Here is a 21,293-nt window from a genome sequence, read left to right on the forward strand (position 1 = left end):
AGCAAGGATGATGTCATTCAAACAAATTAATTCTCGCTGAACATGCATGGCCCTAAAGCAGAAGAATAAAGAGAAAATATCAATTATATCAATGGACTAAATTGCCCCTTCGAGACACTGATCTTATTCTTCCCTTAATATCTGCCTTTTCGAGCCTCTTCGCGCGAAGTGTGTATGACCTATTTCGAGCCGTTTGACTGCCAATGGTTCGGCCAGCAGTTCGCGGCTCCCTAGCCTTCCGCCTCGCGCCGGGAAGATCCCCTTGACGAAGTCGGGGTTCTTTCCGGCGCCCCCCCGTACTGACGGTCGAACAAATAGCGCCCCGTGACTGGATTATCGCCAAGCACGACCGCCAGCGTGGCGGCGGTCCGGCCGCGATGATCTCTGGCTGAAACATCGCATCTGCCGCTCGCGATCAACAGGCGCAGAACGGCGCCCGCGTTCCGTGCGGCGGCGATGTGGAGTGCCGTCATGCCCTGGCCGGACTCGGCGTAATTGACGTCGATGTCCGGGTTTTTGAGAAAGCCGCGCACTCTGTCAGTGTCGCCAAGGCCCACGGCTTCCAGGAACTGGCGGTGTAGCCCGCTTCTTCGACGGTCCTCGGGAGAACCCGTTTCAGGCACCATCGCCGTCCTGCTCCTTCGTGTAGTGCCAGATATTGTCCTTGATACGCGCCATGCGTCCTTCTTCAGGATCGTGGTCAGATGTGAGCACTTTCATTTTCTCATGAGAGTAGCCCATAGGCGCAAAGCCGAAATCCCGCGACTTGACGAGTGTCATGTCGGCGGGGGCGCGATCCGGCACGTCTGTCTGGTAACTCAGGACGATGTCGAGTGTTGTTTCTCTCGACACGTCTTCGCGTGCAAACAGGCAATGTTGCCCTCGTGAGCGGACCATCCATCCGGTGTAGCGGCGCTCGCTTCCGCCGTGGCGGCTCAGTATGCGCGCCAGGGCGTCCCGCTTTGTCGATTGCGGCGTGACGGGCAGGCTGTAGAGCTTTTCGGTCACGGCGAAAGTTCCGGCCTGCTCGTCCCCTATTGTCAGGAACGACAATTCCGTCCGGGGTCCGATCTTGCGGCTGCCGACAAAGGTCGCGGAGAGCGGCGGCCCGTTCTCTCCCGCTTCGCCGCCAAGACCGAAGTAATCCTGCAAGGCCCTAACCAGAATCGGCTCGGGAACAGTCGCCTCCATATCGGTTGCGGACAGAAATTTCTTATCAATCAGATACCGGCATAGGGCATCGAGACGCTCCGGCGTGGGAGTCTGCGTCGCTGCCGCAAAACGCCTCAACGCTTCTGCCAGAGCCTTCCGCGGGTCGGCCTCGCGCGTCTCGTCATCTTCCAGAAAGCCGTCGTGCAGCGCATCGGCAACAGCATACCAGGACCGCTTGCGTCCGTTGACGCGCGTCGCCGAGCGGTACTCCAGAAGGGCCGCCCTGACTGTCCTCAATGCCGCGTCCGAAAACTCCATAATCTTCGTGCCTTGCGAGGAAAGCGCGAGGAAACATCACGCTTTTCGATGCCAAATTCTCACGCGGAAAGGCTGTCAACAAGGCTTTTCTGGAAAGGCAGTCTACGATGAGCACCATTCATCGAGCATTCGAGGGCGAACCCCGGACAGAGCTGGTGGAAATCGATGGCCAGGCGGTCATCACCGTCACAGCCGAGCATCAGTCACCCACGAAGTTGCAGGAAGCGGATGAGAAAGCCAGGGACTGGTCATGGGGCCTTATGGCTGGCAGTCTCTTTTACATCTTCAATGAACCCCAGCTTTCAGCAGGCCTGGGCGTCCTCTTCGGCGCAGCGCTGCTTGGCCGGATACCATTGCAGATGTTCTTCCGTGAAACTTCGCGGCAGGCCACGACAGTCCGCTTCACCGAGAGCAATTTCGAGATGATGAACGGCGAGGTATGGACGGCCTATGACCGCAACCATCCGCACCGGTTCATCCTCCTGGAGCATGACCAGACACGCGCCGAAAACGACGAGCTCGAATATCAGCGCCAGCGCGCTTCCCTGAATGGTCAGGCGAGAAGGATGCGCCGCTACTTCAGCGACTCCTGCATCGTCGCCTTCGAATATCTGGGCCAGCGCCTGGATATCGCCGAAGTGCAGGGCCGCAAGCGTGCTGCCGCCTTCGTAGCCCGCCTGACGCTTTGTGATGAGTACATGAACGGCCTTGCGAGCAGTCGCCGCCGCATACCGCTGACCCCCGCCGATGAATGGCGGGAACAGACCGGCGGGTTACCGCAATAACAACCAATGAAAGGATACTGCCATGTACAAAAACGACAACTGGGGCATCGAAATGTCGATCGCCGCCTCGAACCCGGACTATATATCGTCGCATCCCGCGGGCAGGGCAGTCAGCAGCGTAATGCACACGCACGGTTGGTATGGGTCAAACCAGTCCGACGGGCCCCCCATTCCACCCAGGCCGGAGCACTCCGGCGCCGCGATGATTGTCTTCATCATCAATCTGTGCGTCCTGCTATTCCTCTTGAGCTGACCGTCATGGGCGCGATAGGCAAAGCAATGGGAAGCCGCCGCTCACGCGGCGGCCTCCTCGGATTGGCTGAAACCCGACAGATAGTCGGCAGCCCGCTGCGCGTGCGCGGCGGCGGCAAAGATCGCCCGCTTGTCGTCTTTCAGGACGGACAGCCAGTGGCCAATATAGGCGGCGTGGTCGTCCCGGTCTTCAAGGCGAAGCCCCAGGTCGGCACAGAGGAACGCAGCGCCCAGCTCGGCGACCAGTTCTTCACGGGCATAGCCGTCATCGCCGAACCGCTTGCGGCCGAGATCACGGTCAAGACGCGTGGCATGGCGGGTCCAGTGCGTGGCCTCATGGGCGAGGGTGGCGTAGTACGCCTGCGCGTCGCGGAAGGCCTCAAAACCGGGCATCTGGATGTAGTCGAGAGCCGGGCTGTAGTAGGCGCAGTCGCCGCCATGGCGGATATCGGCGCGGGTCGCTCCGAAGAAGGTCTCGGCGTGGGCGATGCGCTCGTCGGGGTTCTGGATGTTGTCGGCCTGCGCGTGGAAGTGAGCCGGCAAGCCTTCGATCTGTTCGACATTGAAGACCGTGTAGGCCTTCAGGAACGGGATGAAACGCTCGGCCTCGTCGCCGGTGGCCTCATCGGTCTCGGTGCGCCGCATCGTATCGGCATACACGACGGGAGAGCCCTTCTCGCCCTTGCGGACGTTGCCGCCCAGCTCGATGGCCTGCTTGAAGGTCATCCAGATCGGCGCGGCGTAGTGTCCCGTCATCGCCGATGCCCAGAGCGTCAGGACATTGATGCCGGCATAGGGCTGGCCGTTATGGCGCAGGGGCCGGGAGACATGGCCTGCGGCATGCGCAGCGTTCCAGGGCTGCGTCCAGGGTTTCACGCCTTGCTCAAGCGCTTCGATGATCTGGTTGGTGATGCGGCTGTAGACATCCTGCCGCGGGGTTTCGTTGGTGGCCGACATGACCTTGCTCCTTTGCGTTTGGGTTTTTCTCAAGACGCGGAGAAACAAGGCCGGGCGATTGAGCCGGCCGGTCAGGCCCTAACACGGTCCCGCCTCTACCCGGCGGGAGTGGTGCGGGCGGGGTTTGACCGGGCGGCGCGCCCGGCCGGAATTGAGCGTCAATGTTTGAGGAAACCCGCTGCAATGAGCATGGCGCCGGAAGCCGAACCGCACGGCACGGAAGAACGCAGACAGGAAGCGACCATTGCCAAGGCAGTGCACGAGTAAATGGAAAGGGAGGTTGCTATGAGAGACGAACTTTACCGCAGTCTCTTTCGATACGAGGCCATGACCGGCCAGTGCGACTGGGAAAACGAAGACGATCCAGGGCGAGAGGACCGCGACCGGGCATCTTATGACAAGGAGTATGGGCTATTGCTCCAGCCGGATGGACAGCGATACACGTCGTATGCCCGGACGCTCCGCTTTCTGGTCGAGGTCTGCGGCCATGCTTACGACGAGTCTTTAGAGTCACTGGTCGAACACATTCAGGGCATGCCTGCCGGAGGATACCGCACCGACCTGGACGCGGACAAAGAGGCCCGCCAGATGAGGGCCGGCGGCGACAACATCATCGAGTCGCTGTTCCACCTGAAGGTCGGCCGCCTGATCGCCGGGGACGATGTCAGGGCGCTCGATTACAACTGGAGCGTCACACGGAAGTTGATGGCCCTGCCAGGGCTGCCTCGATTGCCCTATCCGAACTCCGTTCCAGCTGATTGAGAGGCGTGCTGCCCGGTAGTTTGCCGGGCAGCGAAATTTGCCACAAGCTTGCCACAAGCCCATGCGGGCCAGCGCGGAGAAGTAAGGATTTCTGCGGGCTCCAGCGGACTCACGATTTGTGGCAAAAATCGCTGTTTTGGGGTGAGTTCTGGAAACTGTGTGGAGCTAAGTATCTGATCCCAAACATGGAGCGGGTGAAGGGAATCGAACCCTCATAGCCAGCTTGGAAGGCTGGCTGAAACACCTATGTTTCTGCGGGCTACAGCGTATTTGACACAGATTTGCCACATGCTTTATCGGGGAGCAGGAGAAAGGCCAACTCCTCGGCCGATTTCTTGTGTTGTTCCTCACGTCCACGGATGAGATGTCCGTAGACATTAAAGGTCACTTCGATCTTGGAATGGCCCATGGCCGTTTGAATGAACTTCAGATCGCGGCCGGTTTCGATCAGCTTCGACGCAAAGTAGTGACGTAACGCGTATGGGGTGTATTTGGGGACCACGACTTTTTTCCCGCGCCGCTTTACGGTTTTCATCAGCTTTGCCTCGCGCATGAGCGGGTCCCACGCCCCAACGCGTATATTGGTCAGCGCCATGGGCGCTCCCGATGCCGTCGGGAATACGAGGTCTTTATCCGACGCTGGGCACTCCTTGCGCCAGGTCTTGAGCATTTCCAGTACGATCGTGGGAAGGTAGAGCGTGCGTCGCCCTGCACGCGATTTAACCGGACCGATGTTGCCCGTTCGATCCGCCCGCTGCGTAATCTTGATGTGATCCTTGCTAACTTGGGCCCAGGCAAGACCGCGATACTCCGAAGGCCTCATACCAGTGAAGCCGGCTAGATAGATCATTGGTCTGTAGCGTGCCCAGCATTGAGCCATAAAGTCGTTCTTGGCGGCAAGCCGGTCGGCAGCTGCGTAGATCGCACGCATCTCGTCGTCGGTCGGTATCTCGACTTCTGCTTCCTCGCTTTCATAGCGTCCGCCGCTGCGGATAGTGATGCCGGCGGCTGGATCGCTCTGGATTTTACCCTGCCGGTGCATCTCGATCATTACTGAATGAAAGGAAGAGAGTGTTCTGCGCGCAAGGTCTCGGGTCTTGTGGTCAAGGAGCCAATTCCGGAACGCCACGATGTCTGCCGGTTTCAGTTCATGTAGAGGCTTCGGCCACTCATATTCCTTCATGACGTTCGCACGGCGCTGGTATTCTTTATGCGTCTCCAGCTCGACCTTCTCGCGCCCGTCGCGACCAATCTTCTCGCAAATATCGAGCCATTTCTGGACGGCGTCAGCGACCGTAAGCTTGCCGCCAGTCGGATGCTGCATCGCGCCCAAATTCTCCGTGAAAGCGCGCGCCTCCTTCAATGTTTTGAAGGAGGCAAAAGCGCGACCGGATTTGGTTGATTTGCTGGAATACCGGACCTGATAGGTTATGCCGTTTTTACCAACACGTTTCCTTATATCTGCCATGCAATATCTGTCTTTTTATTGTTATATGAAGTATAGAACAAAATAGGAACATTCAAGTCAAGCGTTTTTGTTAAAATCGTGCATCGCCTGTACGTGAAGGCGATTGTAAATTTCGACCAGCGTTCCCTTCTCGATTTTCAGGGTCCCTTCGATAGGGTCTACGAAGAATGGCAGCTTGCGGTGGCCGTGGGCGTCGCGATCCGCAGCGCGCTTCATCTGGCGCTCGTTCAGCTCGACACCCATTTCGGCGAGTACCTGTCTCGCCTGCTCAAGCCCGATATAACACGGCGGCAGTTTCATCTCGTTGTCTCCCCCAGCCTCACCTTCAGAGGTTGTAATCGTCGGCCATCGACCGATAGCGGCCCTTCTTGTTTACTTTGGACACGACACGGCCCAGCTGGTCGCGGATGACGACCCGATCTCCGAATTCATCTGTAGGATTGAGGTAGAGCGTCACGTTGCGCGAATGGCGCACACCGTATTCATCTTCAATTTGGCAAATGGCTTCAAAAATAGCTTGGCGCAAGTCGGCCATCGTGAGATCGCCGCGAACGCTAATCATAATCGACACTTAAAAATCCATAACAATATCATCAAAATATATACTGTTATTATAGCACGGATTTTTTCCGATCTTCAAATTCTGGTGTGATCAACGCCACGCTCTTCTCAAACTCGCGAACATCAATGCGCGGGCTTTCGATATGAAAGCTGAGGTTCGCGCCCTCTCCCCTCTTTCACTCCCGACCCCCGACATCGGTCCTTCTGCCGATGATCTGTGTGTGGGGCTCAAAGGCCCCGAATGCCGGGGCCGTGAGAATGAAAGAGAATTTCGATGGCCCTTACCTACACCCTCCTGTATCTCCAGACCCGCTCTTTGTCCGAGCTTTACGTCCTGCGCGGCGCCCTGCAAAAGGCGCTTGCCGCTTGCCCACAAGGCTCGATCGAGAGCGCCGAAATCCTGCAAAGTCTCGACCATGTCCGCTGGTTGCTCGCCCTGCGCGCGCCGGGTTTCCGGCCTCGCTAACGCGAGGAATCGGCGTGGAAACGGACTTAAACTGCCTGCTAAATAGCCCCCTCAAGGAAATTCGTTGGATGAGGAGTGAGGAATGTCCAATTTCAAAGTTGAGGTGACGATGCCGGACTCTTTCCGTCGAATGATCGAGGATGGCTACGAAGTTATCCAATGGCAAAGGCCGACACATCCGGAAGTCGTTGCAGCATTTCAGGAAATGGTGAACCTGCTGGGTATGCTTTTCGCACTGAGATATTCGCCCGATCCGCATGACGGAATGTACTTCAGGGAGATGGATGACAACGCCGCCACGTTTGGCGGCGGCAGAACGCGGACTCCCGAATCGGAGGCCATTGGAAAAGGCTTCTTGGAGTTGCTCCGCGAGCTCACGGGGACGCCCTTCTACCAGGGAATGATCGACAAAGACGTCCGCCGCGTTGACGAGCACCCGAACGCCGACCCCGGCGGCGGAATGCGCGGTCCTGATGATACAGATGATGACGACCGGCTTTAGGAGCCGGTCGCTATGAAACAACCAACCAGCCAGAGAGTGAGGACGGGAAGATGCGCGGGCGCGATGCCGGCCATCGCTGTGTGCTGTCTTGTCCGCCCTGCGCAAGCACGGGGGCGGACGGTAGCCTCTGCCCTTGCCTGCTGCTTTCTGACCTGGATGGCGACACGCCTGTGGGTGCAGCAGAACTGGAGGCCATCGAAGCCTATCTGATGCCACAAATCCTCCAGCTGCTGGAGAAAGTTGTCCCGCCCCTGGACTCGGAAGCGCCACATATTGCGGCAACAAATAGAAGTGTTAGACCTGCTGAGGGGAAATGCCGTGAAGGCTTTGTCAAAGACCCTGCTTGACGGTACACCCCGACAGGATTTGCGCGCGGCGCTATACCTTCGTGTTTCCACGGGGCGCCAAGCCGAAAACGACCTTTCCATACCCGATCAGAGGCGTCAGGCGACCGAGTTCTGCAAGGCGCGCGGCTGGGAGGTGGCTATCGAATTTGTCGATGCCGGATTGAGCGGCACCGACGAAAAGCGCGCCGAACTGCAAAGGCTTCTTGACCTTGCAACGAACGGCGATAGCCCTTTCGACGTGGTTGTCGTTCATTCCTTCAGCCGTTTCGCGCGCGACCACTTCGCGCTCGAAATGTTTGTCAGGAAGCTGCGAAAGCATGGCATTCGTCTGATCAGCATCACGCAGGACCTAGGCGATGATCCGATGAGCGTCATGGTCCGGCAGGTGTTTGCGTTGTTCGACGAGTATCAGTCGAAGGAGAACGCTAAACACGTCCTGCGTGCCATGAAAGAAAACGCGCGGCAGGGTTTCTGGAACGGCGCGGCGCGAAAACCAAGAAACGCCTGGCTATCGACCCCGTGGAAGCCGAAGTGATCCGGCTTATGTTCCGGCTGCTCTCTGAGGGCGACGGAACGGGCGGACCACTCGGGGTCAAGGCGGCAACGTCGTGGCTCAACGAGCGCGGCCACCGCACGCGCGGCGGCGCGCGCTGGGGTATCGGTCAGCTTCACAAGCTTTTGACGAGCCCGACATACAAGGGCGACTACCGCTTCAACCGCAAGGTCTGGAAGACGAAGGAAGACAAGCCGGAAACCGAACAGGTCATGGTGCCCGTAGACCCGATCATCGAGCCCGCCGTGTTCGACGCGGTCCAGACCCGCCTGAAGGCGAGAAGCCCGAAGACCACGCCGCCGCGCGTGGTCACGGGGCCTATCCTTCTGACCGGTATTGCCACCTGCGCCAGCTGCGGCGGCGGGATGACCCTGCGTACCGGCAAGTCAGGCAGGTATCGCTATTACACCTGCGCGACCTGTGCCCAGCAGGGGAAGTCCGCCTGCAAGGGCCGGTCGATCCCGATGGACCGGCTCGACACACTCGTCACCGAACGGCTCGCGGAAACGCTCTTCACCGCTGACCGTGTGCGGGCGATCCTTGGCGGCCTTCTTGAACGGCAGGCGTCGCGATCCGAGGATCACGCCCACCGCATGACCGCGCTGCAGAACAAGGTGGTCGACGCCGAAGGACGCTTGTCGCGCCTCTATCAGGCTATCGAAACCGGGGTAGCGGATTTTGCCGACCCCACGCTGAAAGACCGCGTCGCCGCGCTCAAGACCGAGCGTGATCAGGCAAAGGCCACCCTCGATCGGGCCTTTGCCGAGCTTCGTCCCGAAACGCGGATCACCGAAGAAAAGATCGCGTCTTTTGCAAGCCTGATGCGGGAGAACGTCAAGAACGGACCAGTACCCTTCCGCCGCGCCTATCTGCGCGCCGTCATCGACCAAGTCGAAGTCGATGACGCGGAAATCCGTATCCACGGGCGGCGCGACGTTTTGGAAAGGCTGGTGATGGGTGGCGGGGCGGCTCCGGCAGGAGTGCCCAGTTTTGTTCGCAAATGGCGCACCCGAAGAGATTCGAACTCCTGACCCCCAGATTCGTAGTCTGGTGCTCTATCCAGCTGAGCTACGGGTGCGTGCCTGGAAGCGGTGACCACCGCTTGCGTGGCGATCCTCTAAAGCGTCCTTTCGGCGATTGCAAGCGCCTTCGGGAAAAAATTTCATTTTTACGACGATGCCGGGAAGGGACGGAATCTCAGGAACGTCCCTTGGCGCGGAAGGCATCGAGCCGCACCGGGCGGTCCGGCAGTTCTATGCGAAACAGCGTGCCGGGAGTGGGCTTTTCGACAAGGGCGATCGTTCCGCCATGGGCGAGCACCAGTTCGCGGGCGATCGCCAGGCCCAGGCCCGTTCCGCCGGAGCGCGCCGAGCCGCGGAAGGCGGCGAAGAGATTTTCGCGTGCCTTGGCCGGCATGCCGGGGCCGGTGTCGTCGATCGAAATGGTCACCACGCTGCCGGTACGCACCGCGGAAACCGAGATCCGCCGCTCGGAGCCATCCTCCGGCTTGTAATTGGCCAGCGCCTCGACCGCGTTGCGGCAGATATTGTGGACGACGCGGAACAACTGCTCGCTGTCCGCATCGACCTCGATGTCATCGCGGACCTGTATCTCGAAATCGATACCGTCCTGGCGATCGACGGCGAGCAGTTCGGCCACGTCCTCGACCAGCGGCCGCAGCGCCAGGAAGCGCCGATGCGGCTCGGCCTCCGTCGTGCGGCCGTAGGAGAGGACTTCGCGCGTATAGCCGACGGCGCGGTCGATGGTCCGGAGCAATGTCGGTGCGAAGCGCTTGACCACGGGATCGTCGACATCGGCCAGGCGATCGGAAATGAGCTGTGCGGAGGACAGGATGTTGCGCATGTCGTGATTGATCTTGGAAACGGCAAGGCCGAGCTCGGCAAGGCTCTTCTGCTGCTTCAGGGTTCGCTGCAATTCGCGCTGCATACTCGCCAGATGCTGACCGGCGACCGCCAGTTCGTCCTTGCCTTCCGGCGGCACCAGCACGCGCTCGGGGCTCGACGGCTCGCCCGAAAATTCCTGCATGCTTTTGGTCAGCCGCCTGATCGGGAGGATCAGCATGCGATTGATGGCGAGGAAGATCAGCGCCGCGGTGATCAGCGAGATGGCGATCGACAGGAGGAAGACGTTGCGCGAATAGACGAGCATGGCCGTGCGCAGCTTGGCGTCCTTCATCACCAGCTCGATCGTCGCATCGCCTTCGCCCAGCGGGCCATAGACGCGCACCACCCGGTTGCCGCCGAAGATGAGCGTGTCGAAGGCGTCCCGGATCGCGCCGAGAGCCGTGAAGTTGGCTATGTCGTATTCGCCGTCGATCGCGGGGGGCATGTCGACGCTGGCGATCATCCGGGAGGCATCCTTGCGGCGGATGACGATGGCCTTCGTCCCGGTCGCCATCAGCGTCTCGCGCTGCACGGCGCGGGGCAGCTCGACATTTTGAAGTCCGTCGACCACGACGGCCGCCGCCGCCACGGTGTTCAGGCGGTCCTGCAGCCAGCGAATGCGCATATTGGCGACGGAAGGCACGAAGATCAGCACTTCGGCCAACATCACGAAGGCGACCGTCAGCAGCAGCAATTTGCCGGAAAGCCCGCCAAGAAAGCCGACCGCCGCTCGGGGTGCCGCACTCGCATTGGCCGGACGCGCGTCTTCTACCATAAAGATTCCCTGGATCACGATGACCAGACCTAAGGTCATCGTGATCGATTCCTTTGTTTTGCCGCAACTCCGGACGGAAAACCGCTGCGCACTTTTCCTGGAATTGCTCTGGATCAGCCGAAGTTCCGCAGGAACCGGATCGCGGTCCGCAGAAGGCGATTTCGCGCCATGGGGGAATAATAGGAGATCGCCGCCTGTTTTCCAATCTCCGAGAGCGTCGGATAGGGTGCGACATAAGTCTGGAAATGCCTGAGCGTCAGGCGGTTGGCGACGGCGAAGGCCCAGAGACCGATCATCTCTCCCGCTCCAGGGCCGGCAATGCCGGCGCCGAGAACCCGCCCGCGCCTGCCGACGACGATCTTGATCAGCCCTCGATCCAATCCGTCGGTGCGGGCGCGATCACTCGCGGAAAAGTCCAGGCGAACGGTTCTTGCCCCCCGGGCGCTCTCCCGCGCGCGCTCCTCCGTCAGCCCCACTTGCGCCAGTTCGGGCGCGGTGAAGATCACCTGCGGAACGATGGTCGTCCTTTCGCGCCCCGGCAGGCGGAAAAGGATCTGCTGCAGCACCAGCCGGGCGTGATAGCTCGCCTGATGCGTGAAGAGGCCGCCCGCCGCGTCTCCGACCGCATAGACGCGACGGTTGCTCGTTCTCAGGTCCGCCCCGACCTCTACGTGTTTCGGGCAATGGCGGATGCCGGCCGCATCGAGGTCGAGCGATCCGTGATTGGGAGCACGACCGGCAGCCACCAGCAGGTCGCTCCCTTCGATCTCGAAAGGGCCGCTCTCGTTCTCGCAGATGAGCCGGATTCCCGTCTCCGTTTGCTCCGCCGAGCGGATCACCGTGCGCTCGTGCAGGAGCATGCCTTCCGCACGCAGCCCGTCGAGCACGATCGCCGCCAGCTCCGGGTCCTGACCGGAGAGAGCCGCGGCACTGTCCACGACCGTCACATCGGCGCCCAACCGCCGGTGAGCCCCGGCCATCTCGAGGCCGACCGCGCCTGCGCCGATGACGAGGAGATGGCGCGGCAAGCGTTTCAGGCCGAAGAGCGTTTCGTTGGTGAGGAACGGCGTCTCCGCAAGTCCGCGGATCGGGGGGATGGCCGGGGAGGAGCCGGTGGCGATCACGAAGCGGCGGGCGCGGATCATGCGGTCGCCGGCAGCGACCGTGCGGTCGTCTACGAAGCGGGCCGTTTCCTTGATCACCTCGACGCCGAGGCTCGTGAAGCGCTCCGCGGAATCGTGCGGTGCAATGGCTTCGATCACGGATTGGATGCGTGCCGTCAGATGCTCATGGTCGACGATCGGTTCCGCCGAGGCAATGCCGAATTCCGCAGCCTTGCGGATCGCGTCCGCATGTTTGGCCGCTGCGATCAGAGCCTTTGACGGCACGCAGCCGTAATTCAGGCAATCGCCGCCCATCCGGCCGTGCTCGACCAGCACGACGGGCACGCCGAAAGCGGCCGCCCCGGCGGCCACGGAGAGCCCGGCGGCACCGCCGCCGATCACGCAGATGTCGGGTGTCAGTATTTTCGCCACGCGGCTAGGCCCTCCGCCTCCGTCATGCACCTTTGCGGCGCGACTGTATTACCCTGAATGCCAGAGGCAATGCAGCAATCGATGCAAGGGCGACGAGCGCCAGCGAGATATCCCTGGTGGCGAAATCGGCAACGGTGAATTCACGGCCGCTTGCGGCAGCAAGAGCGATCACGTCGCCGAGGCCGCGGCCGAGCCAGGTATAGGCGAGAGTGCCCGGAATAATGCCGATCAGCGTCGCGAGCGCATAGGTGCGCAGCTTCACCTCGAAGAAGGCGGGCGCGATGTTGATCAGGAAGAAAGGAAAGATCGGCGCGAGCCGCAGGATCAGGAGATAGAGGAAGGCGTTGTCCCGAAATCCATCGGCAAGGCGCTCCAGGACGCCGCCGGCACGGCGCCTCAGGATGTCGCTGAAGGCACCGCGCGCGGCGATGAACAGCAGGCAAGCCCCGAGTGTGGCGGCAAGAACCGTGATAGCCGCGCCGGCAAGGCAGCCGAAAAGGAAACCGGCGGAGATCGTCAGCACCGATGCCGCCGGTATGGAGAAGACCACCACCGCGACATAGATCGCGAAGAAGACGAGAGCCGAACTGACCGGATGGGCGGCGACATGGGCGGCGAGCGTCTCGCGCTGGTCGGCGAGCGCAGACAGCGAGACATAGTCCTGCAGGCCGTAGGCATAGCCCAGGACGCCGCCCGCAAGCAGAAGCGAAATCGGCAGGAAGCGCCAGGGAGAGCGATGCGGAACAGGCCGAAGGTCTCGCCGGCTCGACGAGGATTCGAGAGCCGGACCTTCTTCTGCCCCGTTGCTGATACCATGGCTCATGCGATCTGCCTTCGGTGAGATTCTGCCCCTGAATTAGAAGGAATTCACCCCCCGAACCAATAACGAATCGTCGCGTCGACAAACGACGGCGTGACCGGGCCGCGGCGGCAAGTCACGCCGGCGTGAAAGTGCCGGCGGCGTCTCCCGAGGGAAGCTCATCTCGGAAGTGCCGCTCGCGGCGACCGGCAGATCACCGCGAGCGAAGCTGGAAATCGGACGACTGCAGCGCTGCAGCAGGCCCCCTCAGAACTCCTCCCAATCGTCGCGGGCGACCGCAGCGGAGCCGTTGCCGAATGCGCGCGCGACCGTGCCCATCATGCGGCGGGCGGGCGAGGCCACCGGCCGGCTCGCATCCTTTGCCGGCACGACCGTACGCACCGCCTCGCGCTCGACCTTGAAATAGGCGATGAGGTTGGCGAGATTGTCGGCCTCGGCAGACAGCTTGTGCGTGGCGGCATTCGCCTCCTCCACCATGGCGGCGTTGCGCTGGGTGACCTGATCCATCTGGTTGACGGCGGTGCTGACCTCCCCGAGGCCCGTGGACTGCTCGCGTGCGGCCGTCGCGATCGAATGGATGTGATCGTTGATCTTGAGGACCCGCGTCTCGATCTGTCCGAGCGCCGCTCCCGTCGCCTGGACGAGCTTGACGCCGGTGGCCACCTCGCCGCCCGATTTTGAAATCAGCGACTTGATATCCTTGGCGGCGCTGGCTGCACGCTGGGCGAGCTCGCGGACCTCCTGCGCAACGACGGCAAAACCCTTGCCGGCATCACCGGCGCGCGCCGCCTCGACGCCGGCATTGAGGGCCAGCAGGTTCGTCTGGAAGGCGATCTCGTCGATGACGTTGGTGATCTGGCCGATCTCGCTCGATGCCTGTTCGATCCGGCCCATGGCATCGATGGCGTTGCGGACGACCGATGCCGACTCCGCTGCGCTGTCCTTCGCCTCCGTGACCATGACGGTCGCTTCCTGGGCCCGCTCCGTCGAATTGCGAACCGCGGCGGTTATCTCGTCGAGCGCCGCCGAGGTTTCCTCCAGAGCTGCGGCCTGCTGCTCTGTCCGCTTGGACAGATCGTCGGCGGCACTGCGCAACTCCGTAGAGTTCCCGTTGATCGAGTCCGTCGTCATGCGGACCTCGCGCAAGGTCTTCTGCAAGGTCTGCAAGGTATCGTTGACGTTCGTCTGCAACTCGGCGAAGGCGCCCTGGAACTGGCCCTTCATGCTTTGCGTGAGGTCGCCCGTCGCCAGGCTTGCGATGACCCTCCGGGTCTCGGCGATGCCCGTGTCGACACTGTTGACCAGTTCGTTGACGCTCGCCGCAAAGCGGTTCAGATCGTCGTTGTCGTAGTCCTTGCTGATGCGCCTGGTGAAATCCCCTGCCGCAGCCGCCGCGACGACCGTGGCGATGCTCGACTGCAGGTCCGCGCTCTTTTCGCGCAGGATCTCTTCCTGGGCGTTGAGCTCGCGCACGGCGAGGCTGTTCTGCTTGAAGACTTCGACCGCCGCCGCCATGTCGCCGATCTCGTCCTTGCGCCCGGCGAAGGGCACATCAACCGAGAGATCGCCGCCGGCAAGCAGCTTCATCTTGCCCGTCAGATCGAGAATCGGGCGGCTGAGGTGATTGGTCGCAATATAGAAGGCGGCACCGATCCCGGCCAGCATGCCCAGGGCAGCGGTTGCAAGGACGATCAGCACGATCGAGCGCTTGTAGTCGGCCAGATCCGCGGTGATCGTCTGAAGCGAGGCAAGGTTCTCGTCGACGACCACGTCGATTTCAGCCTGGAACGCCTTGCGGTTGGCCCGGTTCGCTTCGTTGTTGCCCTGCTCGTTGGCAGCTTTCGGCGCAACCTGCGTGCCGAGGCGAGCCGTCTCGCTTCGGAACGTCTTGAATTCCTCCGCGCGTTCGACGAGGGTATCGAAGGCGGGCAGGACGTCGGCCGGCACCAGCGGCCGCCACTCGGTGAGCAGCGCGTCGATCTTGTCGAGGTTCTTGAGAATTCCCTCGGCAAAAGGCTTTGCCTTCTCGACCGTTGGCGCCGCATAGATGCCGCGCGCCTCCATCACCACCGCCGTTACCAGGCGATTGAGCCGCTCGCCCTTGAAAGCCCGGTCGGAGGCGTTCTGGTATTCACCGAGCCGTTGGTTGTACTCGCTCACGATCAGCAACGACATACCGGTGATCGCTATCGCCAGCAGACTCATGATGCCGACGATGAGGTTTATCTTTCCGCGAATTTTCATGTCCTGTCCCTGTCCCCAGCCGCATACTCGCCTAAAACGGGAAAGTAACTCACGGCTTACACGCTACTGAGCAAATGCTAAAATGCGCGTGGTTAACAAAGCACCCATCGGGCCCACTCGATTTAAGGTGTCATACGGCGATTCATGAGCACGCCGCCGGTGCCCGGGAATTGACTTTATCGGGTTTTTGTCCCTATAAGCCGCGCACGTCCGGTGGAGCCGCCCGTTGGCGGAGCCATGCCCGGCGCGTAAACGCTCTTGCATCATGCAAACCCAAGAAGGACCGCACACCGCGGTATTTAAATAAATGAAGCGTACCTACCAACCGTCCAAGCTTGTTCGCAAGCGCCGTCACGGCTTCCGTGCACGTATGTCCACCAAGGGTGGGCGCAAGGTCCTCACAGCCCGCCGGGCTCGTGGCCGCAAGCGTCTTTCGGCGTAAGCCGGATCTGCCCGAAACCTTATGTCCGGGCAAATGACGACAGATAAAGACAAGATGGCTGTCGGGCGGCTGAAAAGCCGTCCGCAGTTTTTGGCGGTCCGGGCTGGTGAAAGCCGCAGGGGCCCGCTATTTCTCCTCGAAGTTCTCGACCGGAACGATCCGGAGGGAGAAGCCCGCGTCGGCTTCACCGTTACCAAGAAACACGGCAATGCCGTCGAGCGAAACCGAATGCGCCGACGCCTCAAGGAAGCCGTGCGGCTTTCGGCCGGGTTTGCAATGAAACCCGGACACGACTATGTGATTGTCGCCCGGCGCGATCTCCTGAATGCCCCTTTCGACGCATTGACTCGGGCGCTTCGAGATCGCATCGAAAACAAGCCGAAACAGAAGCGGCCACCGGCCGGTTCCAGGAAATCATGATGGAAAACAACCGCAATTATTTCGTGGCGATCGCCCTTTCCGTGCTGATCCTCATCGCCTGGCAGTTCTTCTATGTCAGCCCGAAGATGGAGAAGGACCGCATTGCCGCGGAACAGGCGCAGCAGGCGCAACAGACCCAGCAACAGCCAGGCGCCCAGCCGGCTGCACCTGGACAGGCGCTGCCCGGCGGTGCGATCCCGAGCGCAGGCGAAAGCCGCGATCAGGCAATCGGCAAATCCGCCCGCGTCGCGATCGACACGCCGGCGCTTTCCGGCTCCATCAACCTGACCGGCGCACGCTTCGACGACCTGAAGCTCAAGGGCTACCGCGAAACCGTCGACCCGAAGAGCCCGGTCATCACGCTCTTCAGCCCGGCGGAGACCGCTGACGGCTATTTCACGGAAATCGGCTATATCGGATCGGATGCGACCGGGTCGGTTCCGGGTCCGCAGACCACATGGACGCTTTCGGGCGGCGACAAGCTCACCCCCTCGACGCCGGTGACGCTGAGCTACACGAACGACAAGGGCATCACCTTTGCCCGGACCATCTCGGTTGACGACCGCTACATGTTCCAGGTGGTCGACAGCATCAAGAACGAGACCGCGGCGCCGGTTTCCCTGTCTTCCTACGGCCGCGTCACGCGCTTCAACAAGCCGACGACTCCGAGCATCTACGTGCTCCACGAGGGCTTCGTCGGCGTCGCGGGAGAGCATGGCCTGCAGGAAGTCGGCTATTCCAAGGTCGAAGACGACGAGCCCGTCGAACCGGGTAAGTCGACCGGCGGGTGGCTGGGCATCACCGATAAATACTGGGCCGCGACGATCGTGCCGCCGCAGGCGACGCCCTTCGACATCCGCTTCTCGCATTTCGCCGACGGGCGCCCCCGTTACCAGAGCGACTACAAGAGCGATGCGGTTACGGTTGCCCCGGGCCAGTCCGTGGAGCTGAAGAACCTCGTCTTCGCCGGTGCCAAGGAAGTCCCGGTCGTCGACAATTACGAAGTGGCCTATTCGATCCCCAACTTCGACAAGCTGATCGACTGGGGCTGGTTCTACTTCATCACCAAGCCGATGTTCAAAATGATGGATTTCTTCTTCCGTCTCTTCGGCAATTTCGGCATCGCGATCCTGATCACCACGATCGTCGTCAAGCTCATCTTCTTCCCGCTCGCCAACAAGCAATACGCATCGATGGCGAACATGAAGAAGGTTCAGCCGAAGATGGAGGAACTGAAGAAGAAATTCGGCGACGACAGAATGGGGCTGCAGCAGGCGATGATGCAGCTCTACAAGGAAGAGAAGATCAACCCGCTGGCGGGCTGCTGGCCGATCCTCATCCAGATCCCGGTGTTCTTCGCGCTCTACAAGGTGATCTACGTCACCATCGAGATGCGGCATGCGCCCTTCTTCGGCTGGATTCAGGATCTCTCGGCCCCGGATCCGACGACGATCATCAACCTCTTCGGTCTCCTGCCGTTCGAGGGGCCTGCCTTCCTTCATCTTGGCATCTGGCCGATCATCATGGGCGTCACCATGTTCCTGCAGATGCGCATGAACCCGACGCCGCCGGACCCGACCCAGGCGATGCTTTTCACCTGGATGCCGGTGGTCTTCACCTTCATGCTGGCGTCGTTCCCGGCCGGTCTCGTGATCTACTGGGCCTGGAACAACACGCTGTCGATCCTGCAGCAGGGCATCATCATGAAGCGTCAGGGCGTCAAGGTCGAACTCTTCGACAATCTGAAGTCGCTCTTTTCGAAGAAACCGAAACCGGCGGAATAGAGCATTTCCGGGACAAGCGTGTAACGGTTTTCGTCCGGAAGCGCGCAGTGAATGCTCTGGAGCGTTTCATTGAATCGGTGAAACGCTCCGATCGGCAGGTCCTCTCGCATGGAAGCCTCGGAGCGACGCGTTCCGGGGCTTTTCTTTTGGGTCCTACTGCATGTTTCCTTTAATCCTATCCGATTAAAGGACAAAAACATGCAGCAGATCAAAGCGCTACAGCGACCTTTGCGCGTCTGATAAGACGCGCGGCGCTGTAGGGATCCGCCGCCGGTACCGGCAGACGCTCTAAAGCTTGACAAGCCACCCCAAAAGCCTGATGCCGACGAGGCAAAGAGGAAACGCCAGAACATGTCCGCGACGAACAAGCAGAATGCCGCAAGCGTCTTCGGCCGGCCGTGGATATTCATCCGCGGCGTGCCGTCGATGAAGTTCCTGCCACCTGAGGGACCGACGGAGATCGCCTTTGCCGGCCGCTCCAACGTGGGCAAGTCGTCGCTGATCAACGCACTCGTGGGCCATAAAGGCCTGGCGCGCACCTCGAACACGCCCGGCCGCACCCAGGAACTCAACTATTTCGTGCCGGACGGCTATTCCGGCGAGGCCGGCGACCTGCCGCCGATGGCGCTCGTCGACATGCCGGGCTACGGCTACGCACAGGCTCCCAAGGAACAGGTCGACGCCTGGACGAAGCTGGTCTTCGACTATCTGCGCGGCCGCTCGACGCTGAAGCGCGTCTATGTGCTGATCGACGCGCGCCACGGCATCAAGAAGAACGACGAAGACGTGCTGGCACTCCTCGACAAGGCTGCGGTTTCCTACCAGATCGTGCTGACCAAGACGGACAAGATCAAGGCGGCCGGCGTACCGCGCCTCGTCGCGGAAACGCTCGAAAAGATCAAGAAGCGGCCGGCGGCCTTTCCGGAAGTGCTATCGACATCGTCGGAAAAGGGCGAAGGCATCGAGGACCTCCGCGCGGCGATCGAGCTCGCCGTGACGCGCTGAGGCGCGAAACGGCGCCGCTGAAGGGCGAGCCCCCTCGTCTTCGGCCTCCGTCACTACCCTGACATGAAAAGCGCTCTATCTCTGCTTCGCGGCGGCAGATTGTCTGCCCGAAGGATCAGGAGAGAGACATGTCCGATTTGATTGTCGTGGGATTCGATTCGACGGATGAGGCCGACAAGGTCCTCTTGAAGCTCAACAGCCTGAGGAAGGAATATCTGATCGATCTGGAAGATGCGGTCGTCGTCGTGCGCGACGCCGACGGCAAGGTGCATCTGAAGCAGAGCATGAATCTGACCACCGTCGGCGCCACGTCCGGCCTTCTTTCCGGCTCCCTCTGGGGCGGGCTCGTCGGGCTGCTCTTCCTTAATCCGCTCGCGGGTTTCGCCCTCGGCGGCGCTATCGGCGCCGGTGCGGGTGCGCTTTCCGGATCGCTCGTCGATTACGGCATCGACGACGACTTCATCAAGTCGCTCGGCAACACCATCCCGAACAATTCCTCGGCGCTCTTCGTCCTGGTGCGCAAGGTGCAGCCGGAAAAGGTGCTGGCCGAATTCTCCGGCCTGCGCGGCCGCGTGCTGAAGACGTCGCTCTCCCCGGAGCAGGAACAGAAGCTTCAGGCAGCCATTTCCGAGGCGCAGACGCCGTCGCCGCAGGCGGGGACATTCTGATCGGTTGCTGAAGGCGATCGGCCCTCATCGCACAACGATCTTCTCGCCGGAGCCGGCGAGAAGACAGCCACGCTCAGGCCGTCTCCGGTACGAATGACAGGGCGAGCCCGTTGATGCAGTGCCGCTTGCCGGTCGGCGGCGGGCCGTCGTCGAAGATGTGGCCGAGATGACCGCCACAGCGGCGGCAGTGGCATTCGGTCCTCGTCACGAACAGGGTGTCGTCCTCGCGCGTGCCGATCGCGCCGGGAAGCGCCTGCCAGAAGCTCGGCCAGCCGGTACCGCTGTCGTATTTCGCGTCAGAGGAATAGACGGGCAACTCGCATCCCGCGCAGTGAAAGACGCCATTTCGCTTTTCGTTGTCGAGCGCGCTGCTGAACGGCGGCTCCGTGCCCTCCTCGCGCAAAACGCGATAGCGATCCTCGCCGAGCAGCGCCCGCCACTCCGCGTCGGTCCTGGTGATTTCAAAAGCTTCGCCGGCGACGGCGCGTACGGGCCATACCAGACCGCGCAGGGCGACCACCGCGGCCAGGGCCGCGCCCGCCATCAGCAAGTCGCGCCGGCTGATCATCGGAACCTCCATCGGGGCCTGATGTCGTAACTTATGCGGCCGCGGCACTCCTGCCAAAACAAGGTCGATCAAACCGGCGTGACTGAGTGGCCGCCGTGGAACCAGACTTAGAAGGCGCGCGCCGTGCCTTGCGCGATGACCGCACCGGTGGGCGAGCCGGTCGCCGAGCCACCCTTGGGCTCGACACTGACGGAGAGCCTGGAGCCCGTGGCAATCTGGCTTCGCATTCCCGGCTCAAGCACGATTTCCCCCTCGCCGGACGGCGGCAGCACGCCGAGCGAGACCGGCGGATCGTCACCATTGATCAGCCAGAGTTCGAGCGATTTCTCCTCCATCTGTCCGGCGGCGGCCGGCGACAGTCTCAGGCGCCCTGTGGCCGGTTCGAAGTGCGTGACGAGGTTGATGGCGCTGCCATGCGCTTCGAGGCTCACAACGAGTGGCGTACCGCCTCGGCGATCGCTGAAAAGTCCTGCCAGCGCGCCTGCCATCACGACGACCGCCGAAAGCGATACGAGGGCTGCGCTGCGCCAGAGGGGAAGCGAGCCCCAGACACCGCGGGGGTCGTCTGCGCCCCGGCCCGCTTCGAAGACCGCGCGCTCGGAGGAGCGAAACCTGCGGCGCGGCGCGGCCGACTCATATTCGTCGCCGAAGGCCGCGAGATTGTTCTGCCAGCGGATGACCATGGCGGCGAAGTTGCGGTCCGTTGCCATGCGCGCCTCGGCCTTGCGGCGGTCATCGGCAGACAGCGCGCCGAGCACGTACTCTCCCGCGATCACCTCGTCGCGGCGGGAATCTCCGCTTTCGGGCTTCTGCGTCGTCATGGCTCCCTGCACTCTCTCAGCTTCAGAGGGCCGGCACGATTCCCTTCGATCTCTTCCAGGCAAGCTTCGATGCGCCTGCCCTCGGGACTGCGGCGGTCCTTTCCGGATCAATGCAGGATCAGTCAAATCGCCAGCGCCGTCAATCGGCTTGTCGGCCATGCCGCGCACGCCGCAAGCACTTCGG

The 21,293-nt window shown here is 61.5% G+C and carries 24 protein-coding genes and 1 tRNA gene; 12 read left to right on the forward strand and 13 right to left on the reverse strand.

Features of this window, described 5'->3' with window-relative positions:
- Positions 1–230: 230 nt before the first annotated feature.
- Positions 231–626, reverse strand: a complete 396-nt coding sequence (locus tag JOH52_RS04075; RefSeq protein ID WP_107010406.1) for an ankyrin repeat domain-containing protein — start codon at positions 624–626, stop codon at positions 231–233.
- On the reverse strand, positions 616–1,449 hold the full coding sequence (locus JOH52_RS04080; RefSeq protein ID WP_141333292.1) for a hypothetical protein: 834 nt from the start codon (positions 1,447–1,449) through the stop codon (positions 616–618). Before JOH52_RS04080 ends, JOH52_RS04075 begins: the two co-directional genes overlap by 11 nt.
- A 128-nt stretch (positions 1,450–1,577) precedes the next feature.
- On the opposite strand from JOH52_RS04080, the gene JOH52_RS04085 reads away from it, so the two are divergent.
- Both JOH52_RS04085 and JOH52_RS04090 read left to right on the forward strand, forming a co-directional pair.
- Positions 1,578–2,255, forward strand: coding sequence for a hypothetical protein (locus JOH52_RS04085; protein WP_107010404.1), 678 nt, complete (start codon positions 1,578–1,580; stop codon positions 2,253–2,255).
- Positions 2,256–2,277: 22 nt separating this feature from the next.
- The gene (locus tag JOH52_RS04090; RefSeq protein WP_107010403.1) at positions 2,278–2,508 is read left to right on the forward strand and encodes a hypothetical protein; all 231 of its coding nucleotides are present in this window, start codon (positions 2,278–2,280) and stop codon (positions 2,506–2,508) included.
- A gap of 41 nt (positions 2,509–2,549) precedes the next feature.
- Here the strand turns inward: JOH52_RS04090 and JOH52_RS04095 are convergent, their stop codons facing one another.
- Entirely contained in the window at positions 2,550–3,464 is a 915-nt protein-coding gene (locus tag JOH52_RS04095; RefSeq protein ID WP_107010402.1) for an ArdC family protein, read from the reverse strand.
- A gap of 285 nt (positions 3,465–3,749) precedes the next feature.
- On the opposite strand from JOH52_RS04095, the gene JOH52_RS04100 reads away from it, so the two are divergent.
- Positions 3,750–4,226, forward strand: a complete 477-nt coding sequence (locus JOH52_RS04100; RefSeq protein WP_133169884.1) for a hypothetical protein — start codon at positions 3,750–3,752, stop codon at positions 4,224–4,226.
- 259 nt (positions 4,227–4,485) lie between these two features.
- Here JOH52_RS04100 and JOH52_RS04105 read toward each other — a convergent pair whose 3' ends face one another.
- The 3 genes from JOH52_RS04105 to JOH52_RS04115 are packed head-to-tail and all read right to left on the reverse strand — an operon-like array spanning position 4,486 to position 6,256.
- Positions 4,486–5,694, reverse strand: coding sequence for a tyrosine-type recombinase/integrase (locus JOH52_RS04105; protein WP_107010400.1), 1,209 nt, complete (start codon positions 5,692–5,694; stop codon positions 4,486–4,488).
- 57 nt (positions 5,695–5,751) lie between these two features.
- The gene (locus tag JOH52_RS04110; protein WP_165803133.1) at positions 5,752–5,994 is read right to left on the reverse strand and encodes a hypothetical protein; all 243 of its coding nucleotides are present in this window, start codon (positions 5,992–5,994) and stop codon (positions 5,752–5,754) included.
- A 25-nt stretch (positions 5,995–6,019) separates the two neighbouring features.
- The gene (locus JOH52_RS04115) at positions 6,020–6,256 is read right to left on the reverse strand and encodes a hypothetical protein (protein WP_107010399.1); all 237 of its coding nucleotides are present in this window, start codon (positions 6,254–6,256) and stop codon (positions 6,020–6,022) included.
- Between the two features lie 273 nt (positions 6,257–6,529).
- Here JOH52_RS04115 and JOH52_RS04120 point away from each other — a divergent pair, with 273 nt between their 5' ends.
- The 4 genes from JOH52_RS04120 to JOH52_RS04130 all read left to right on the forward strand — a co-directional run bounded on the left by JOH52_RS04120 (position 6,530) and on the right by JOH52_RS04130 (position 9,154).
- A complete protein-coding gene (locus JOH52_RS04120) occupies positions 6,530–6,721 on the forward strand; it encodes a hypothetical protein (protein WP_107010398.1) in 192 nt (63 codons plus the stop codon).
- A gap of 82 nt (positions 6,722–6,803) precedes the next feature.
- Positions 6,804–7,223: a hypothetical protein gene (locus tag JOH52_RS04125; RefSeq protein ID WP_107010397.1), complete on the forward strand. Its 420-nt coding sequence runs from the start codon at positions 6,804–6,806 to the stop codon at positions 7,221–7,223.
- 291 nt (positions 7,224–7,514) lie between these two features.
- Positions 7,515–8,105: a recombinase family protein gene (locus JOH52_RS36110; protein WP_307724242.1), complete on the forward strand. Its 591-nt coding sequence runs from the start codon at positions 7,515–7,517 to the stop codon at positions 8,103–8,105.
- Positions 8,102–9,154: a recombinase family protein gene (locus JOH52_RS04130; protein WP_307724241.1), complete on the forward strand. Its 1,053-nt coding sequence runs from the start codon at positions 8,102–8,104 to the stop codon at positions 9,152–9,154. The genes JOH52_RS36110 and JOH52_RS04130 overlap by 4 nt, the downstream gene beginning before the upstream one ends.
- Here JOH52_RS04130 and JOH52_RS04135 read toward each other — a convergent pair.
- The 5 genes from JOH52_RS04135 to JOH52_RS04155 form a co-directional block, all read right to left on the reverse strand.
- Positions 9,125–9,201 (reverse strand) — tRNA-Arg (locus JOH52_RS04135). The two genes, JOH52_RS04130 and JOH52_RS04135, sit on opposite strands and share 30 nt — an antisense overlap.
- 119 nt (positions 9,202–9,320) lie before the next feature.
- A complete protein-coding gene (locus JOH52_RS04140) occupies positions 9,321–10,841 on the reverse strand; it encodes a sensor histidine kinase (RefSeq protein ID WP_010968584.1) in 1,521 nt (506 codons plus the stop codon).
- A gap of 74 nt (positions 10,842–10,915) precedes the next feature.
- Positions 10,916–12,337, reverse strand: coding sequence for a dihydrolipoyl dehydrogenase family protein (locus JOH52_RS04145; protein ID WP_014528902.1), 1,422 nt, complete (start codon positions 12,335–12,337; stop codon positions 10,916–10,918).
- Positions 12,338–12,359: 22 nt separating this feature from the next.
- Positions 12,360–13,160 carry a TVP38/TMEM64 family protein gene (locus tag JOH52_RS04150; RefSeq protein ID WP_010968582.1) on the reverse strand — a complete coding sequence of 267 codons (801 nt, stop codon included), beginning with the start codon at positions 13,158–13,160 and terminating at the stop codon, positions 12,360–12,362.
- 243 nt (positions 13,161–13,403) lie between these two features.
- Positions 13,404–15,401 carry a methyl-accepting chemotaxis protein gene (locus JOH52_RS04155; RefSeq protein WP_010968581.1) on the reverse strand — a complete coding sequence of 666 codons (1,998 nt, stop codon included), beginning with the start codon at positions 15,399–15,401 and terminating at the stop codon, positions 13,404–13,406.
- Positions 15,402–15,708: 307 nt separating this feature from the next.
- On the opposite strand from JOH52_RS04155, the gene rpmH reads away from it, so the two are divergent.
- From rpmH to JOH52_RS04180, 5 genes are all read left to right on the forward strand, one after another.
- On the forward strand, positions 15,709–15,843 hold the full coding sequence (gene rpmH / locus JOH52_RS04160) for a 50S ribosomal protein L34 (RefSeq protein ID WP_003531576.1): 135 nt from the start codon (positions 15,709–15,711) through the stop codon (positions 15,841–15,843).
- 21 nt (positions 15,844–15,864) lie between these two features.
- A complete protein-coding gene (gene rnpA, locus JOH52_RS04165; RefSeq protein WP_013843866.1) occupies positions 15,865–16,263 on the forward strand; it encodes a ribonuclease P protein component in 399 nt (132 codons plus the stop codon).
- Complete coding sequence (gene yidC, locus JOH52_RS04170) at positions 16,263–18,047, forward strand: membrane protein insertase YidC (protein ID WP_013843865.1); 1,785 nt, start codon at positions 16,263–16,265, stop codon at positions 18,045–18,047. The genes rnpA and yidC overlap by 1 nt, the downstream gene beginning before the upstream one ends.
- A 351-nt stretch (positions 18,048–18,398) precedes the next feature.
- The gene (yihA, locus tag JOH52_RS04175; protein ID WP_003531582.1) at positions 18,399–19,052 is read left to right on the forward strand and encodes a ribosome biogenesis GTP-binding protein YihA/YsxC; all 654 of its coding nucleotides are present in this window, start codon (positions 18,399–18,401) and stop codon (positions 19,050–19,052) included.
- Between the two features lie 128 nt (positions 19,053–19,180).
- Positions 19,181–19,720 (forward strand): DUF1269 domain-containing protein, encoded by a 540-nt coding sequence (locus JOH52_RS04180; RefSeq protein WP_010968578.1) that lies wholly within the window; start codon positions 19,181–19,183, stop codon positions 19,718–19,720.
- Positions 19,721–19,793: 73 nt separating this feature from the next.
- Here the strand turns inward: JOH52_RS04180 and msrB are convergent, their stop codons facing one another.
- Together msrB and JOH52_RS04190 are read right to left on the reverse strand one after the other, a co-directional pair.
- Positions 19,794–20,288, reverse strand: a complete 495-nt coding sequence (gene msrB, locus JOH52_RS04185) for a peptide-methionine (R)-S-oxide reductase MsrB (protein ID WP_010968577.1) — start codon at positions 20,286–20,288, stop codon at positions 19,794–19,796.
- A 107-nt stretch (positions 20,289–20,395) separates the two neighbouring features.
- Positions 20,396–21,109 (reverse strand): anti-sigma factor, encoded by a 714-nt coding sequence (locus JOH52_RS04190; protein WP_010968576.1) that lies wholly within the window; start codon positions 21,107–21,109, stop codon positions 20,396–20,398.
- Between the last annotated feature and the right edge of the window lie 184 nt (positions 21,110–21,293).

The sequence above is a fragment of the Sinorhizobium meliloti genome, from assembly GCF_017876815.1.
Taxonomy (GTDB): Bacteria; Pseudomonadota; Alphaproteobacteria; order Rhizobiales; family Rhizobiaceae; genus Sinorhizobium; species Sinorhizobium meliloti.